Origin of the sequence: Micromonospora inyonensis (assembly GCF_900091415.1) — a bacterium.
GTDB classification, from domain to species: Bacteria; Actinomycetota; Actinomycetes; order Mycobacteriales; family Micromonosporaceae; genus Micromonospora; species Micromonospora inyonensis.
The window spans coordinates 1,996,090-2,011,018 of record NZ_FMHU01000001.1 but is presented as its reverse complement, the minus strand read 5'-3'; the positions used below and the strand labels follow the sequence as shown (position 1 = coordinate 2,011,018).

Below are 14,929 nucleotides of genomic sequence, written 5' to 3'. Positions count from 1 at the left end.
GCTGAGGAAAAGTTATGCCAGCCATTCGGCCGCGTCAACGTCCGCCCAACGGTGTGAAGTTGTGCTCTCGATTTGCGAAGTCCCGGACACGGCCCTACGATCCTTTGCCCCGCCTTCATCCGAACCGGTTGCAATTCACATCTCGGCAGCTCAGAAGGGTCGAGCCGGACGCGACACCGCGCCACACCGGCCAGAACGGGGTCGGTTCGAGCCTCGACGGAAGGGCCTTGATTTCACCATCCGCACAGTGCATTGATTTGTCATGCGCAATGCACGCACCAACCATGACATCTGTCCTGGTCCACTGTGCACGGTGGGTTCCAATAAGGGACCCGGTCACCGTTCCCGCAATCCCGGCGTCCCCCGACCGGGCCGGGACGCCACGACCGGCGCGGCGATCGTCGGGGGTCTACTTGTGCGGAGCCGGGTTCCCGGCGACGATGATCACCAAGCGAAGGACGTCCGCAGAACCGCACGACAGGGGCGATCCTCGATGAGTAGACCCGACCCCCGGTTCCGGCTGGTCAGTCACCCCCACCGAGCCCGGGAGGGCGCGTGAACCCGGTCAGTCTGGTGGACGTCGGCAGCTACCTGCCGGAGCAACGGGTGACCGTGGACTTCTACGGTGGCGACGACGACGCGCTCCGGGAGAGCGTGATGTTCAAGTCGCCCCGGTACCGCCGGCACGTCGCCCCGGGTGAGACCGCCGTGGACATGATCGAGAAGGCGGCCCGGCCGGTGCTGGACCGCGCCGCCGCCCGGGGTGACGGACCGCTGGACGTCCTGCTCACCAACGTCCAACTGCCCGACCTGCCGTGGACCGGCGCGGGAGCGGCGGTGGCGCACCGGCTCGGGCAGGACCCGGGCTGGGTCCTGGACGTGCACAACGGCGGCTGCGCCTCCTTCGTCCACATGCTCCGTACCGCCCGGCAGATCCTGCGCACCGGCGAGGCCCGCACCGCGCTGATCTGCTGCGCGCAGAACACCGCCGGGCAGATGTTCGCCCAGTCCGAGGTCCGCCGTCGGTCGCATGCCTCGGTGCCCGGCGACGGCTGCGGGGTCGGCTATCTGCGGGTGGGGGACGAGTCGCCGATCCTCGACATCGAGCTGCGCAACATCGGCGAGTTCGCCGGGGACATGGGTGTCCGGCTGGAGGACGGCCGCCGCTACTGGGAGCCGGGACGCAGTCAGCTCGACGTCTCGTTCACGCCGGACAAGGTCCGGAAGATCATCGAGCGGGGCAACGCCCTCGTACCGGAGGTGGTCAACCTGCTCTGCGACCGCCTCGACGTCCCCACCTCGGCGATCGACCTGCTGGTCACCAACCAGCCGAACCGGCTCTTCCTGGCCAACTGGCGGGAGTCCCTGGGCGTCGACGCGGCGCGGCATCCGGACACCTTCGACGAGTACGGCAACCTCTTCGGCGCGGCGGTGCCGGTCACCCTGCACGAGACGCTCCGGCAGGGTCGCCCGCGACCGGGGGACCTGGTGGTGCTGGCCGGCTTCGCGCACGCCGGTGACCTCGCCGCCGCCGCTGCCGTCCGCTGGCACCCCGACGCTGCCTGACCCTCCACCGCTGCCGCCCGACAGCAGCGATCCTGGACACGTGCCGTCCGTATCGAGCGGCAAGTGGCCAAGATCTGCACGGCGAGGGGCGAGCCCGCGCTTGCGCGAACGTCAGGTAGCAACCGGGGTCGTCAGCGGGTGGGCAGTTCCGGACCACCGTCGAGCAGCGGGGCGAGCAGGTCGCCGTGCTCGTCGACCCGGGTCAGGACCTCGACGGCGGTGAACTGACGCAGCCGGCGCCGACCGTCACCGACCACCGCCTCCACCTCGTCCCAGGTCAGCGGTGTGGAGACCGAGGGCACCGGCTGGGCCCGCAGTGAGTACGGCGCCACCGTCGTCTTGGCCGCGTTGTTCTGGCTCCAGTCGATGAAGACCTTCCCGGGGCGCAGATTCTTCGCCATCTTCGACACGACCAGCTTCGGGTGGACGCCTTCCAGCTCACGGGCGATGCGGTGGGCGTACCCGGAGACCACCTCGGCGGACTGGGTGCCGGCCACCGGGCAGCAGAGCTGCATCCCCTTCTTGCCCGAGGTCTTCGGGTAGGCGTCCACGCCGTCGTCGGCGAGCCGGTCGCGCATCAGCACCGCCACCTGGCTGCACTCGCGCAGTCCGGCCGGCGGCCCCGGATCGAGGTCGACGACCATCATGTCCGGGTCCGCCCCGATCCGCCACTGCGGCGTGTGCAGTTCCAGCGCGGCGAGGTTGGCCAGCCAGACCAGGGTGGGCAGGTCGTCGGCGACCACGTAGTCGATGGTCTCCCGACCCTTGGTCGAGCCGGGCGCGGGCAGGGTCGCCACGCGTACCCAGTCGGGGGTGGCGGCGGGCTTGTTCTTCTCGAAGAACGACTTGTCGGCCACCCCGTTCGGGTAGCGGATCCGGGTCAGTGCCCGGTCGGCCAGGTGCGGCAGGAGCACCGGGGCGATCCGGGTGTAGTAGTCGATCACCTCACCCTTGGTGAACCCGACGTCCGGGTAGAGCACCTTGTCCAGGTTGGACAGCTCCAGCGAGCGCCCCTCCACCTCCACGCGCAGCCGCTCACCCGGCATCGTCGACCTCCTCGGGGGGCTTGTCCGGACGCAGTCGCAGTACCCGGGGGAAGCGCAGTCGACCGTCCGGGGTGCGCTGGCCGTACTTCACCTCGACCACCACCCGCGGCGTCACCCAGATCGCCCCCCGGGCGTCCTCCCGGGGCACGTCGCCGCCGAACGGCGAGCCGGTGGTGCGCAGCGGCTCCAGCTCGGCCAGGAGCGCCCGCTCCAGGGCCGCCCCGATCCCCCCGCCGACCCGGCCCCGGTAGGCGAGCCGGCCGTCCGGGCCGGGCACCCCGACCAGCAGCCCGCCGATCTTCCGCGCGCCGGGCCGCCAGCCACCCACCACGAAGTCCCCGGTCACCTCCAGCTTGACCTTCACCCAGTCCGCCGAGCGCACCCCCGGGCGGTACGGCGCGTCGAGGCGCTTGGCCATCACCCCCTCCAGCCCGTGTTCAGCGGCCGCCTCGTAGGTGGCCGGCCCGTCCGGGAAGGCCGGCGGCACCGCCCACCGCGCGCCGCCGATCCCGAGGGCCTCCAGCTCCGCGCGCCGCCGGGCATACGGCCAGCCGGTCAGGTCCGCGCCGCGCAGCCGCAACAGGTCGAAGATCATGTACGTCACCGGAGCCACCGCCGCCAGCCGCGCCGCCCGGTTCCGGTCCCGCACGTGCATGCGTTCGGCCAACGCGGTGAACGACGGTTGCCCGGCGGTGCCGAGGAGGACCACCTCCCCGTCGAGCAGGACGTCGTCCACCTGCTCCCGCAGGCTCGCCAGTTCCGGGTACGCGGCGGTGATCTCCACGCCTGAGCGGGCGTAGAGGCGCTGGTCGTCCGCGGAGATGTCGGCCAGGGCGCGCACCCCGTCCCATTTGAACTCGTACGTCCATTCCGGTCCCGCCGGCAGCGGTCCGGTCGTCGCGAGCATCGGCTTCAGCGGCGGGCGCCCCGGCACGTGAGTGACTGTAGTTCGCCCGCGAACGGCGCGCGCCATCTTCGATCATTTGCGATCCTGGTCAGAAGCGGGGAGAGGAGCGCCAGCATGCGGGCCATCTGGAAGGGGGCCGTCTCGTTCGGTCTGGTCTCGATCGCGGTGAAGCTCTACTCCGCCACCCAGGAGAAGGACATCCGCTTCCACCAGGTACACCGAACCGACGGCGGCCGGATCCGGTACAAGCGCACCTGCTCGGTCTGCGGCGAGGAGGTCAGCTACGACGACATCGCCAAGGGGTACGACGTCGGCGGCGGCGAGATGGTGGTGCTGACCGACTCCGACTTCGCCGACCTGCCGCTGAGCACCTCGCACGCGATCGACGTGCTGGAGTTCGTGCCGGCCGAACAGGTCGACCCGATCCTCTACAACAAGGCGTACTTCCTGGAACCGGAGGGGACGGCGACCAAGCCGTACGTGCTGCTGCGGGACGCCCTGGTCGACGCGGAGCGGGTGGCGATCGTCAAGGTGGCGCTGCGTCAGCGGGAACAGCTCGCCACCCTGCGGGTCCGGGAGGGCGTGCTGTTGCTCAACACCATGCTCTGGCCGGACGAGATACGCCAACCGGACTTCGGTTTCCTGGACGAGGACATCACCGTCCGCCCACCGGAGCTGGCGATGGCCAGCTCGCTGATCGACTCGATGGCCGGCGAGTTCCAGCCGGACGCCTTCACCGACGACTACCGGGCGGCATTGCAGGAGGTCATCGACGCCAAGGTGGAGGGGCGGGAGGTGATCGCGCCGGAGGAGGTCGAGGAGGCCCCGGCCGCGGCGGTGGACCTGATGGCCGCGCTCCGGGCCTCCGTGGACCGGGCCCGGGCGGCCCGGGGCGAACAGCCTGCGGCCGGCGAGCCGACGCCGATCTCGGCCGCCAGGTCGGCGCAGCAGACGGCCGAGAAGAAGGCCCCGGGGAAGAAGGCCCCCGCGAAGGCCGCCCCGAGGAAGACGGCGGAGAAGAAAGCCGCGGAGAAGAAGGCCGAACCGGCGGAGAAAACGACCGGGAAGAAGACCGGGGCCAGGAAGGCCGCGCCGAAGAAGGCGGCCCGCAAGACGGCCTGACCCCGGCCGCCGTACGTCAGCCCTGGCTGAGCCGCTGCGTCGGGGTGACCCTGACGATCACGCGCTCCTCCCCCGGCTTGTGGAACGGGTACGTGTCCTTGCCGAGGTACTTCTTGGCCATCCTGTCGATGTGCTCGTCGGCACCCTCGGTGATCAGCTCGACGGTGCCCTTGATCCACAGCGTCCGGTAGTCGTTCGCCCGGTCCGAGACGGAGATCGCCACCACCGGGTTGCGCTCCATGTTCCGGTGCTTCACCCGCCCCTTGGCGGTGTTGAAGACGACGTGCTCGCCGTCGGTGTCGACCCAGACCGGGGTGACGTGCGGGGTGCCGTCGGCTTCGATCGTGGCCACGTGGGCCAGCTGCGGCTCGTTCAGGAGGGCAATGTCGTCTGCGGTGAGGAACGCCATGGGTCCGAATCTACCGCCGGCCCAGCACCCGCACCCGCCCGACGCCGCTGCTGGGCCCCTGCCTGCGAGACATCGATCCAGGTACCGTTTGCGTCGACTTCGGCCCGGCACCGGTGCCGACCCACCTCATCGCTACAGGGAGTCCTCGACGTGAGTGAGCGCACGGAGAAACGGTCCCCGGGCCAGAGCCCGGCGAGCAAGTCGGAGCGGCGGCTCGCCGCCAAGCTGGCCGCCCAGAAGGCCGCCGAGGCGAAGCGTCGCCGGCAGTCGATGCTCGGCGCGCTCGCGGGCCTGGCCGTGGTCGGCGTGATCGTGGCGACCTTCGTGGTCTTCGGGGGCGACGACGAGCCGGCGGACCAGGCCGCGACATCCCCGTCGGCGAGCGCCTCGGCGGGCGCGGGGGGCGCGACCGCCCCGCAGCTGCCCCCGGGCACCGACCCGGCGCTGGGCAGCAAGCCGGCCGTGACCAAGGGCTCCGGCAAGCTGACCAAGCTCACGGTCACCCCGCTGGTCAAGGGCACCGGCCCGGCCACCAAGGCCGGCCAGCAGCTCACCGTCAACTACGTCGGGGCCTTCTACGCCACCGGCGAGGAGTTCGACGCCTCCTGGAAGACCGGCCAGCCGTGGACCTTCCAGGTCGGTGCGGGCCGGGTGATCCCGGGTTGGGACCAGGGCCTGGTCGGGGTGAACGTGGGCAGCCGCGTCCAGCTGGACATCCCGGCCGAGCTGGCGTACGGCGACGGTGCCGGCGGTCGGCCCGCCGGTCCGCTGCGCTTCGTGGTGGACGTCCTCGCCGCCCAGTGACCGGCGGTCCGGTGGCGTCCCGCCCACCCGGGCCGGACGCCACCGGCACCCGGCACCGGCACTCCGTCAGCGGACGCCACCGGACTCCCGGCGGGCGGACGCACCGACAGCGAGGATCGGCGGAACGTCCCGTGCGGTGTGGACCACAGGAGGCTTCCGGCAACTCGGCCGGTGGCAGTAAGTTCAGGATCCACCACGCAGCGCGGCGTGGTGACCACCCGCCGGACGCGGAGGTGCACGTGACGTCACTGGACGATCCGGGGCGGACCGCCCGGTTGATGTGGACCCACTACGAGCCGCTGCACGCGGTGACCTACTTCCACCCCCGGTCCCAGGCCGCCTACGAGGCGATCGGGCTGCGCGGGTACTGGCGTGGCTACTTCGCCGGGCGGGCGGCGCCGCTGGGCGAGACCGACGCCGCACCGGTGATCGCGGTCTTCTTCACCTTCGCCCCGGCCATGGTCAGCCGGGCGATACCGGCCGTCTGGCAGCTGGTCACCCCGGCGGAGGCGCTGCGGGCCCGGCTCACCGGGGCGGTGCAGGCGCTCGCCGAGCTGACGTACGAACTGCCCGAGGGACACCTGGACGAGGCGGCGGACCTGCTGGAGGCCGCCGCCGAGGCGGTGGAGCCCGGCGGCCGGGTGCTGGGCGCGGCGAACGCCGCCCTGCCGCGCGCCGGGTACCCGCTGGCCCGGCTCTGGCAGGCGGCCACCACACTGCGCGAGCACCGGGGCGACGGGCACGTGGCGGCCCTGGTCGCCGCCGGCCTCGACCCGGTGGAGACGCTGGCCTGGCGGGTCGCCGACGGCATGGCGCCGTTCACGCTGACCGGCCGGGGCTGGACCGAGGAGCAGTGGCGGGCAGCCCACGGCCGGCTGGTCGAGCGCGGCTGGCTGACCCCAGAGGGGAAGCCCTCCGAGGAGAGCCGGGCCGGGTTCCGGGCGGTCGAGGAGGCCACCGATCGGACCGCCGCCCACCCGTGGCAGGCGCTCGGCGCGGAGCGTGTGGAGCGGCTCCGGGAGCTGCTCGACCCGCTGGCCCGCCGGTGCCACACCACGATCCCCCCGGGCAACCCGATCGGCCTGCCGGCCCTGCCGGACTGACCCGCCCTGCCGGCCCTGACCGGCCCCGGGCACGGCAGGATGGAGCCGTGACGGATGCGGTGGTCTTCGACCTGGACGGCGTGATCGTGGACTCCGAGCCGGTGTGGGAGGAGGTCCGCCGCGCATACGTGGCGGCGCACAGCGGCACCTGGCAGCCGGACACCCAGCGCCGGCTGATGGGGATGAGCACCGGCGAGTGGTCCCGCCACCTCAGCGACGACCTGGGCGTGGACCGGACCGCCGAACAGGTGGCCGCCGAGGTGGTCGGGGAGATGGCCCGGCGGTACGCGCAGCGCGTACCGCTGATCGACGGGGCCGACGAGGTGGTGCGCCGGCTGGCCGCGCGCTGGCCGCTGGGGCTGGCCAGTTCCTCACCGACCCGACTGATCGCGGCGGCGCTGGCCGCGACCGGCCTGACCGACGCGTTCGGCGCGACCCTCTCCACCGAGGAGACCGCGCACGGCAAGCCCGCTCCGGACGTCTACCTGGCGGTGGCCGCGCGCCTCGGCGTGGAACCGGCCCGTTGCGTGGCGGTGGAGGACTCCTCCAACGGGGTGCGCTCCGCCGCTGCGGCGGGGATGCGGGTGGTGGCGGTGCCGCACGCGGCGTACCCGCTGGACCCGGAGGCCGAGCGGCTGGCTGCCGTGGTGCTCCCGTCGATCGACGCGCTCACGCCGGAGGTCGTCGCCGGCTGATCCACCCCGCGCGCTGCGGTAACCCGGCGACCCCGACGCGACCTGCGGCCGGCCGGCCCCGACGCGATCCACCGTCGGCCGGCGGGCCCCGGCGCGATCCCCGGCGGGGCCTCGGCGGGCCGCCGAAGCCGGCATGATCGGGGCACTGCCGGGTACGGCAGCGCGACCGGGAGGAGAGGACGGGATGAAGGCGATCGTGTACGAGCGCAACGGTGACCCCTCGGTGCTCCAGGTGGTCGACCGGCCGGTGCCGGAACCCGGTCCCGGGGAGGTGCTGGTGCGGCTCGCGGTCGCCGGGGTGAACCCGACCGACTGGAAGGGCCGCCGCAACTGGGCGGTGCCCGACGGCGGGCAGACCCCGGGCCAGGACGGCGCGGGGGTGATCGAGGCGGTCGGCAACGGGCTGGACCGGCACCTGATCGGCGAGCGGGTCTGGGTGTGGGAGGCGTCCTGGCAGCGTCGGTGGGGCACCGCCGCCGAGTACACGGTGGTGCCGGCCCGGCAGGCGGTGCCGCTCGGCGACGCGTCCTTCGACCTGGGGGCCTGCCTCGGCATCCCGTTCCTCACCGCGCACCGCTGCCTGACCGCCGGGGAGACGACGCCGCAGCGGCTGCACGCCGGGGCGCTGACCGACCGGGTGGTGCTGGTGCAGGGTGGGGCCGGGGCGGTGGGGAACGCGGCGGTGCAGCTCGCCCGCTGGGCGGACGCCACGGTGATCGCCACGGTCAGCGGCCCGGAGAAGGCGCTCCTCGCGGCGGCGGCCGGTGCCGACCATGTGATCAACTACCGGGAGCAGGACGTGGCCGAGGAGGTCCGCCGGATCTCGCCCGACGGGGTAGACGTGGTCGTGGAGGTGTCCGCCGCCCGGAACGCCGCCGCTGACGTACGGATCCTGCGGACCGGCGCGGTGGTCAGCGTCTACGCCGACGACGGCGGCGACGAGGTGACCCTGCCGGTCCGGGCGCTGATGCTGCCGAACGCCCGCTGGCAGTTCGTCCTCGTCTACACCACGCCCTGGCCAGCCAAGGAGCAGGCGATCGCGGACGTGACGGCGGCGGTCGCCCAGGGGCACGTCGGGGTGGGTCAGGAGGCCGGGCTGCCGCTGCACCACTACCCGCTCGACGCCACGGCCGCAGCGCACCGCGTGGTGGAGGACTCGGTGGTCGGCAAGGTGCTGATCAGCACCAGCGCGGCCTGAGCGGCGATTCGGCGGAGCTTCCGCCGACCGGGGGACGACTCCACCGACCGCCGGAGAACGTGAAGAAGTTTCGCGACAATGCAGTGGCGGGCACGACCCGTGTGAGCGGGCGGCCCCGGCGCGGTGCGAACGCCGGGGCCGCCCCTGGGGAGGGGAGCAGGAGTCTCGCCCTACCTCTACATGCGCCGTGGCACGCGAGACCGTTACACCACCGTGACGGTGTGCACGGCGAGCGCGCCGTCGGCGTACCGGGCGCGGACCACCTTCTTGTCGAACTTGCCGACGCTGGTCTTCGGCACCGCCTCGATGAACGCCCAACGCTCCGGCAACTGCCACCGCGCCACCGACCCGGCGAGGAACTCGCGCAGCTCTTCCGGCGCGGCCGAGGCCCCCTCGCGGAGCACCACCGTGGCGAGCGGTCGCTCGTGCCAGCGCTCGTCCGGCACGCCGACCACACACGCCTCGAGCACCGCCGGATGGGCCATCAGGACGTTCTCCAGCTCCACCGACGAGATCCACTCGCCGCCGGACTTGATCACGTCCTTGGACCGGTCGGTCAGCGTGATGTAGCCGTCCGCCGAGAGCGTACCGACGTCGCCGGTGCGCAACCATCCGTCGCGGAACTTCTCCCCGTCCGGGGTCTCGTCACCGAGGTAACAGGCGGTCACGCAGGGACCCTGCACCTCCAGCTCACCGACCGAGGTGCCGTCGGCGGGCAGCACCTCGCCGTCCGGCCCCACGATCCGGGCGGCCACCCCGGCGTGCACCCGCCCCTGCGTGTAGCGGTAGCGCCAGGCGTCCTCGCCGGCCACCCCGGCCGGTGGGCGGGCCACCGAACCGAGCGGTGACGTCTCGGTCATCCCCCAGGCGTGGATCACCTCGACGCCGTGCCGCTCGCCGAAGGCGTGCATCAGGGCCGGCGGGCAGGCCGAGCCGCCGACCACGACCTCCCGCAGTCCGGAGACGTCGACGTCGTGGGTGTCCAGGTAGGCCAGCAGGTCGGTCCAGATGGTCGGCACCGCGGCGGCCATCGTCGGCCGTTCCGCGGCGATCATCTCGGCGATCGGCGCGGCCTGGAGGAACCGGTCCGGCATGAGCAGGGACGCGCCGGACGTGAACGCCGCGTAGGGCAGCCCCCAGGCCATCGCGTGGAACATCGGCACGATGACCAGCTCCCGGCTGGTCGCGTCCAGCCCGAACGCCTCCGGCATGCAGATCTGGAGCGAGTGCAGGTAGATCGAACGGTGCGAGTAGGCCACCCCCTTCGGGTGGCCGGTGGTCCCGGAGGTGTAGCAGAGCGCCGCCGCGTCGCGTTCGTCGGACTCCGGCCAGTCGTAGACCGCCGGGCGGTCGGCCAGCAGCGCGTCCCAGTGGTGTACGGCGATCCGGTCGCCGGCCGCCGCCAGCAGCGGTGCCGGGTCACCACCGCCGACCACCACCACGTGCCGCACGGTGACCATCTCGCCGATCACCCGGGACAGCAGCGGGATCAGCGTGCCGTCGACCAGCACCACCCGGTCCTCGGCGTGGTTGGCGATGTAGGCGAGCTGCTCCGGGAAGAGCCGGATGTTCAGGGTGTGCAACACCGCGCCCATGCTGGGCACCGCGAAGTACGCCACCAGGTGCTCGGTGTTGTTCCACATGAAGGTGGCGACCCGCTCGTCGCCGGTCACCCCGCACTCGTCGCGCAGCGCGTGGGCGAGCCGGGCCGCCGTCCGGGCCACCTCGGCGTACGTCGTGCGGCGGGGCTCCGCGCCCGTCCAGGTGACCACCTCGGCCGAGCCGTGCACGGTGGCGCCGTGCTCGAGGATCCGGGAGACCTGGAGCGGAGCGTCCATCATCGTGCTACGCATGGGTAGGAAACTAGTGTCGCGCGTGTCACGTTGGGAACCCCCGTAGATTGGCCCGGTGAGCGTTTCCTGGGCCGAGTCGTACGTCGGGCAGCTACGCGCGCTGGCCGGTGACCGCACCCTGATGTTCGTGGGGGCGCGCGCCGTGCTGCGGGACCAGCGCGGGCGGGTGCTGCTGATCCAGCGCTCGGACAACGGTCACTGGTCGATGCCGGCCGGCGCGATGGAGCTGGGCGAGTCGATCGCCGACTGCGCCGTGCGCGAGGTCCGCGAGGAGACCGGTCTACGGGCGCTGCGGGTCAGCGCTTTCGCCCTCTACACCGGCCCGGACCGCATCCACACCAACATGTACGGCCACACGTACCAGGTCTTGACCGCCGCGTTCCGGGTCGACGAGTGGGACGGTGAGCTGCTGCGGGTCACCGACGAGACCACCGACGCCGGGTTCTTCCACCCGGGCGCCTTCCCCGCCCCGCTCTCCCCCTCGGTCACCGAGACCCTGGCCGACCTCGCCGTCTTCGAGCAGACCGACCGGCTCATCCTCAAGTAGCCCCGCACGGGGCACCCGAGGACGAGCCGGTCGGACGATCAGACGTACCGACAGGTGCGGGCGATGGTTAGGTTGCCCTCACCCACCCGAAAACCCCTGGACAGGGACGCACCGGACCGACGAGCATCCGGCACGTGCTGATCCGCCTGCTCCGTCGTACGGCGCTGGACGTGACGCCGTTGCGGACCTCACGGGACTACCGGCTGGTCTTCACCGCAGCAGGCGTGTCCAGCTTCGGGTCCTTCATCACCTACGTCACGCTGCCGTACCAGGTCTACCAGCTCACCGGGGATCCCCTCCTGGTCGGGCTGATCGGCGTCTGTGAGCTCGTACCCCTGCTGGTGATGGCCTTCGTCGGCGGCGCGCTCGCCGACTACCTGGACCGTCGCCTGCTGGTGCTCGGCGGCGAGGTCGGGTTCACCCTGCTCTGCGGGGTGCTGCTCGTCAACTCCCTCGGCGACAAGCCCCAGCTCTGGTTGCTCTACCTGGTGGCCGCGCTGACCGCGGCGCTGGACGGGCTGCAACGACCCGCCATGGAGGGGCTCACCCCGCGCATCGTCGCGCCGGACCAGATCCCGGCGGCCAGTGCGTTGAACTCGCTACGGATGCAGCTCGCCCAGCTCGGCGGGCCGGGCATCGCCGGGGTGCTGATCGCCAGCGTCGACCTGGCCTGGGTGTACGCCTTCGACCTGGCCACCTTCGCGGTCTCGCTGGTCTGCCTGGCGATGGTCCGGGCGGTGCCGCCGCCCCCGGCCGCCGACCGGCCGTCGCTGCGTTCGGTGGCCACCGGCCTGCGGTACGCCCGCAGCCGCCCCGAACTGCTCGGCACCTACCTGGTCGACATCAACGCGATGTTCTTCGGCATGCCGCAGGCGCTCTACCCGTTCATGGCCGAGAAGCTGGGCGGGCCGTCGGTGCTGGGCCTGCTCTACGCCGCTCCGGCCGTCGGCTCGATGGTCGCCACCGTCGGCTCCGGTTGGACCGCCCGCGTGCACCGGCACGGGCTGATGGTGGTGCTGGCCGCCGGGGCCTGGGGACTGGCCATCATCGGCGTCGGGCTGGTCAACTCGCTCTGGCTGGCGCTGTTCTTCCTGGCCCTGGCCGGTGCGGCGGACATGGTCTCCGGCCTGTTCCGCATGATCATCTGGAACCAGACCATCCCCGACCACCTGCGCGGCCGGCTCGCCGGCATCGAGATGCTCTCCTACTCGACCGGCCCGCTCCTCGGTCAGCTGCGCTCCGGCCTGGCCGCCCGCTGGGTGGGAGTCAACGGCTCGATCGTCTCCGGCGGCGTCCTCTGCGTGGTCGGCACCGTCGCGCTCGCCGCACTGCTGCCCACCTTCGTCCGCTACGACGGTCGCAACGGACTGGCCCGCAAACAGGCCGAGGACGCGGCCTGGGCGGCCGCCGCCGACCGCGCCCCGGCCTGACGGGCACGGCCCTCCCCGTCGCCCCCAGCGGGCGAACTCCTCGACGATCGTCGCGAGAGGGCCGGCGGGTCGTCCTGCTTCCGGCTTCCGGCTGCTGACGATGCCGCCGTCGGCCACGCACTCCCGCGCCGCGTCCGGGTCGGCCCGCAGGAAGTCGGGTTCGCCACGCCCCCGGCAGCACCAGCGCGTTCTCCGTGCTCGCTGGTGGTGTTCCCGGGGGTGGGAGGGACAGAACGCGTCACCCGGGTCGCCCCGTCGGATGCGGGTTTGACCCGCCGAGGCGAGGGGATCCGGCAGGGCATGGCAGGAGCAGCAGCGGAACAGCGCCGGCTCGCCACCGTCGTGGAAAGCTGGCGGGGACGACCCGTCCTGGTCATCGGCGACGCGATGCTCGACGAGTGGCGATTCGCCGACTCCGACCGGCTCTGCCGGGAGGCTCCCGCCCCGGTGCTCACCCTGCGGCGGCGGATCTCCGCAGCGGGCGGAGCGGCGAACACCGCCGTGAACCTGACCGCCCTGGGTGGCCTCGCCGCGCTGGTCGCCCCGGTCGGCGCGGACGTCGCCGGGGACGAGCTGCACGACTGCCTGGACCGGGCGGGCGTCTGGGACCGGACGGTCAACCAGCCCGGCCGGCCCACCCCGGTCAAGCGCCGGATGCTGGCCGGCAACCAGATCCTGCTACGGGAGGACTCCGGCGACCCGGACGACCTGCTCACCGACGACGGGGTAACCCGGCTGCTGACCGCCGTGGGGTGCGCGGTCGAGGAGCTGCGCGCCGCCTCGGCCGGAGCTCCGCCGACCCTGGTGGTCTGCGACTACGGGCTCGGTGCGCTGTCCGCGCCGATCCGGGCCTGGCTGGTCGCCAACCGGCACCGCTTCGCCACCGTCGCCCTGGACGCACACGACCTCGCCGACTGGCGCGGGCTCGCCCCGACCGTGGTGACGCCGAGCTTCGCCGAAGCTACCCGGCTGCTCGCCCGCGCCTCCGGTGCCGCCACCCGGGCCGCCGGCGTCGACGTCCTGCACCTCGACCACGCGGACCCGCCGGACGGTCCCTCCGAACTCGTCGTCGGCACCGCCCCGGGCGAAGGACGGCTCAGCCGGACGCCCACCATCCCCGGCAGCCCGCGACCCACCGAACCGGACGGGGTGACGGCCCCCGGGACCAACGTGCCGCCCACCGGACCCACCGGGGAGCCGACTCCCGGCGAGGAGCGGGTGGCGCTGAGCGGGGACGGTTTCAGCATCACCGGCACCGGCGTGACCGTCTCCGCCGACGGCACCGGCACGGACCGGGCGCGACTCGCCGAGTCCCGCCTGGCCGATCTGCGCGCGCACACCGGGGCGGACGTGGTGGCGGTGACCCTGGACACCGAGGGTGCCGTGGTGGGCGGCGCGGAGGGCTCGCCCCGGCGCAGCCACGCCACCCCCGTGCCGGCCAGCCATGCGGTCGGAGCCGGGGACGCCTACCTGGCCGCCATGACGCTGGCCCTCGCCGCCGAGGCCCCACTGTCCACCGCCGCCCACCTGGCGCAGCTCGCCGCGACCATCACCGTCTCGGACACCGGCACCTGTGTCTGCCGCCGACAGGATCTGCTCGCCGCGCTCGGCGTCACGACCGACGTCGGCGGCCGACCAGTGGTGGTCGGCCCGGAGGACCTGGCCGCGATCCTTGCCGCGCACCGGGTCGCCGACCGGTCGGTGGTTTTCACCAACGGCTGCTTCGACGTGCTGCACCCGGGGCACGTGCGCTACCTGGAACAGGCAGCGGAGCTGGCCGACCTGCTCGTCGTGGCGGTCAACTCGGACGACAGCGTCCGCCGGCTCAAGGGCCCGGACCGGCCGGTGAACCCGGTCGAGGACCGGGTCGCCCTGCTCGCCGCACTGGCCTGCGTCGACCACGTGGTGGTCTTCGAGGAGGACTCCCCGGCCACGCTGATCGAGACCATCCGTCCCGACGTGTACGTCAAGGGCGGCGACTACCCGCCCGAGATGGTGCCCGAGGCCCCCCTGGTCCGCCGGCTCGGCGGAGAGGTCCGCACCCTCGGCTACGTCCCGGACCGCTCCACGTCGGCGATCATCGAGCGGATCCGCGCGCAGCAGGTCGGCGGGGCACCGCCTGCCAACAACGACGTCCCCGTCCCCGGCCACGGTCCCGACGACGCGCACGGCCCCGACGCCCACGGGCACGGCCCCGGCCACGGTCAGGGTCATCCGAACGGCAACGGACACCATCACGACAACGGACA

The 14,929-nt window shown here is 72.8% G+C and carries 12 protein-coding genes and 1 pseudogene; 9 read left to right on the top strand and 4 right to left on the bottom strand.

Going from position 1 to position 14,929, the window contains the following annotated elements:
• Positions 1 to 555 precede the first annotated feature (555 nt).
• A complete protein-coding gene (locus tag GA0074694_RS09225; RefSeq protein ID WP_091455505.1) occupies positions 556 to 1,566 on the top strand; it encodes a 3-oxoacyl-ACP synthase III family protein in 1,011 nt (336 codons plus the stop codon).
• A gap of 131 nt (positions 1,567 to 1,697) precedes the next feature.
• On the opposite strand, the gene ligD (GA0074694_RS09220) is transcribed toward GA0074694_RS09225, so the two are convergent.
• Both ligD (GA0074694_RS09220) and ligD (GA0074694_RS09215) read right to left on the bottom strand, forming a co-directional pair.
• Positions 1,698 to 2,612: a non-homologous end-joining DNA ligase gene (gene ligD / locus GA0074694_RS09220; protein ID WP_091455501.1), complete on the bottom strand. Its 915-nt coding sequence runs from the start codon at positions 2,610 to 2,612 to the stop codon at positions 1,698 to 1,700.
• Entirely contained in the window at positions 2,602 to 3,546 is a 945-nt protein-coding gene (gene ligD / locus GA0074694_RS09215; RefSeq protein ID WP_091455497.1) for a non-homologous end-joining DNA ligase, read from the bottom strand. The genes ligD (GA0074694_RS09220) and ligD (GA0074694_RS09215) overlap by 11 nt, the downstream gene beginning before the upstream one ends.
• 87 nt (positions 3,547 to 3,633) lie before the next feature.
• Between ligD (GA0074694_RS09215) and ku the strand changes: the two genes are divergently transcribed.
• On the top strand, positions 3,634 to 4,641 hold the full coding sequence (gene ku, locus GA0074694_RS09210) for a non-homologous end joining protein Ku (RefSeq protein ID WP_091455494.1): 1,008 nt from the start codon (positions 3,634 to 3,636) through the stop codon (positions 4,639 to 4,641).
• 16 nt (positions 4,642 to 4,657) lie between these two features.
• Here ku and GA0074694_RS09205 read toward each other — a convergent pair whose 3' ends face one another.
• Positions 4,658 to 5,050, bottom strand: a complete 393-nt coding sequence (locus GA0074694_RS09205) for a PPOX class F420-dependent oxidoreductase (protein ID WP_091455491.1) — start codon at positions 5,048 to 5,050, stop codon at positions 4,658 to 4,660.
• Positions 5,051 to 5,200: 150 nt separating this feature from the next.
• Between GA0074694_RS09205 and GA0074694_RS09200 the strand changes: the two genes are divergently transcribed.
• The 4 genes from GA0074694_RS09200 to GA0074694_RS09185 all read left to right on the top strand — a co-directional run bounded on the left by GA0074694_RS09200 (position 5,201) and on the right by GA0074694_RS09185 (position 8,850).
• On the top strand, positions 5,201 to 5,854 hold the full coding sequence (locus tag GA0074694_RS09200) for an FKBP-type peptidyl-prolyl cis-trans isomerase (RefSeq protein ID WP_091455490.1): 654 nt from the start codon (positions 5,201 to 5,203) through the stop codon (positions 5,852 to 5,854).
• Between the two features lie 278 nt (positions 5,855 to 6,132).
• Positions 6,133 to 6,957 (top strand): SCO6745 family protein, encoded by an 825-nt coding sequence (locus tag GA0074694_RS09195; protein WP_091458890.1) that lies wholly within the window; start codon positions 6,133 to 6,135, stop codon positions 6,955 to 6,957.
• Positions 6,958 to 7,004: 47 nt separating this feature from the next.
• Positions 7,005 to 7,652 carry an HAD family hydrolase gene (locus GA0074694_RS09190; protein ID WP_091455486.1) on the top strand — a complete coding sequence of 216 codons (648 nt, stop codon included), beginning with the start codon at positions 7,005 to 7,007 and terminating at the stop codon, positions 7,650 to 7,652.
• 184 nt (positions 7,653 to 7,836) lie between these two features.
• Positions 7,837 to 8,850: an NADPH:quinone reductase gene (locus tag GA0074694_RS09185; RefSeq protein ID WP_091455483.1), complete on the top strand. Its 1,014-nt coding sequence runs from the start codon at positions 7,837 to 7,839 to the stop codon at positions 8,848 to 8,850.
• Between the two features lie 203 nt (positions 8,851 to 9,053).
• On the opposite strand, the gene GA0074694_RS09180 is transcribed toward GA0074694_RS09185, so the two are convergent.
• Positions 9,054 to 10,703: a fatty acid--CoA ligase gene (locus GA0074694_RS09180; protein WP_091455479.1), complete on the bottom strand. Its 1,650-nt coding sequence runs from the start codon at positions 10,701 to 10,703 to the stop codon at positions 9,054 to 9,056.
• Positions 10,704 to 10,758: 55 nt separating this feature from the next.
• Here GA0074694_RS09180 and GA0074694_RS09175 point away from each other — a divergent pair, with 55 nt between their 5' ends.
• The 3 genes and pseudogenes from GA0074694_RS09175 to rfaE2 all read left to right on the top strand — a co-directional run.
• Positions 10,759 to 11,250, top strand: coding sequence for an NUDIX domain-containing protein (locus GA0074694_RS09175; RefSeq protein ID WP_091455476.1), 492 nt, complete (start codon positions 10,759 to 10,761; stop codon positions 11,248 to 11,250).
• A gap of 134 nt (positions 11,251 to 11,384) precedes the next feature.
• Positions 11,385 to 12,680: an MFS transporter gene (locus tag GA0074694_RS09170; RefSeq protein WP_245714609.1), complete on the top strand. Its 1,296-nt coding sequence runs from the start codon at positions 11,385 to 11,387 to the stop codon at positions 12,678 to 12,680.
• A 300-nt stretch (positions 12,681 to 12,980) separates the two neighbouring features.
• Positions 12,981 to 14,777 (top strand): annotated as a pseudogene (rfaE2, locus tag GA0074694_RS09165) (D-glycero-beta-D-manno-heptose 1-phosphate adenylyltransferase); the annotation flags it as partial.
• Between the last annotated feature and the right edge of the window lie 152 nt (positions 14,778 to 14,929).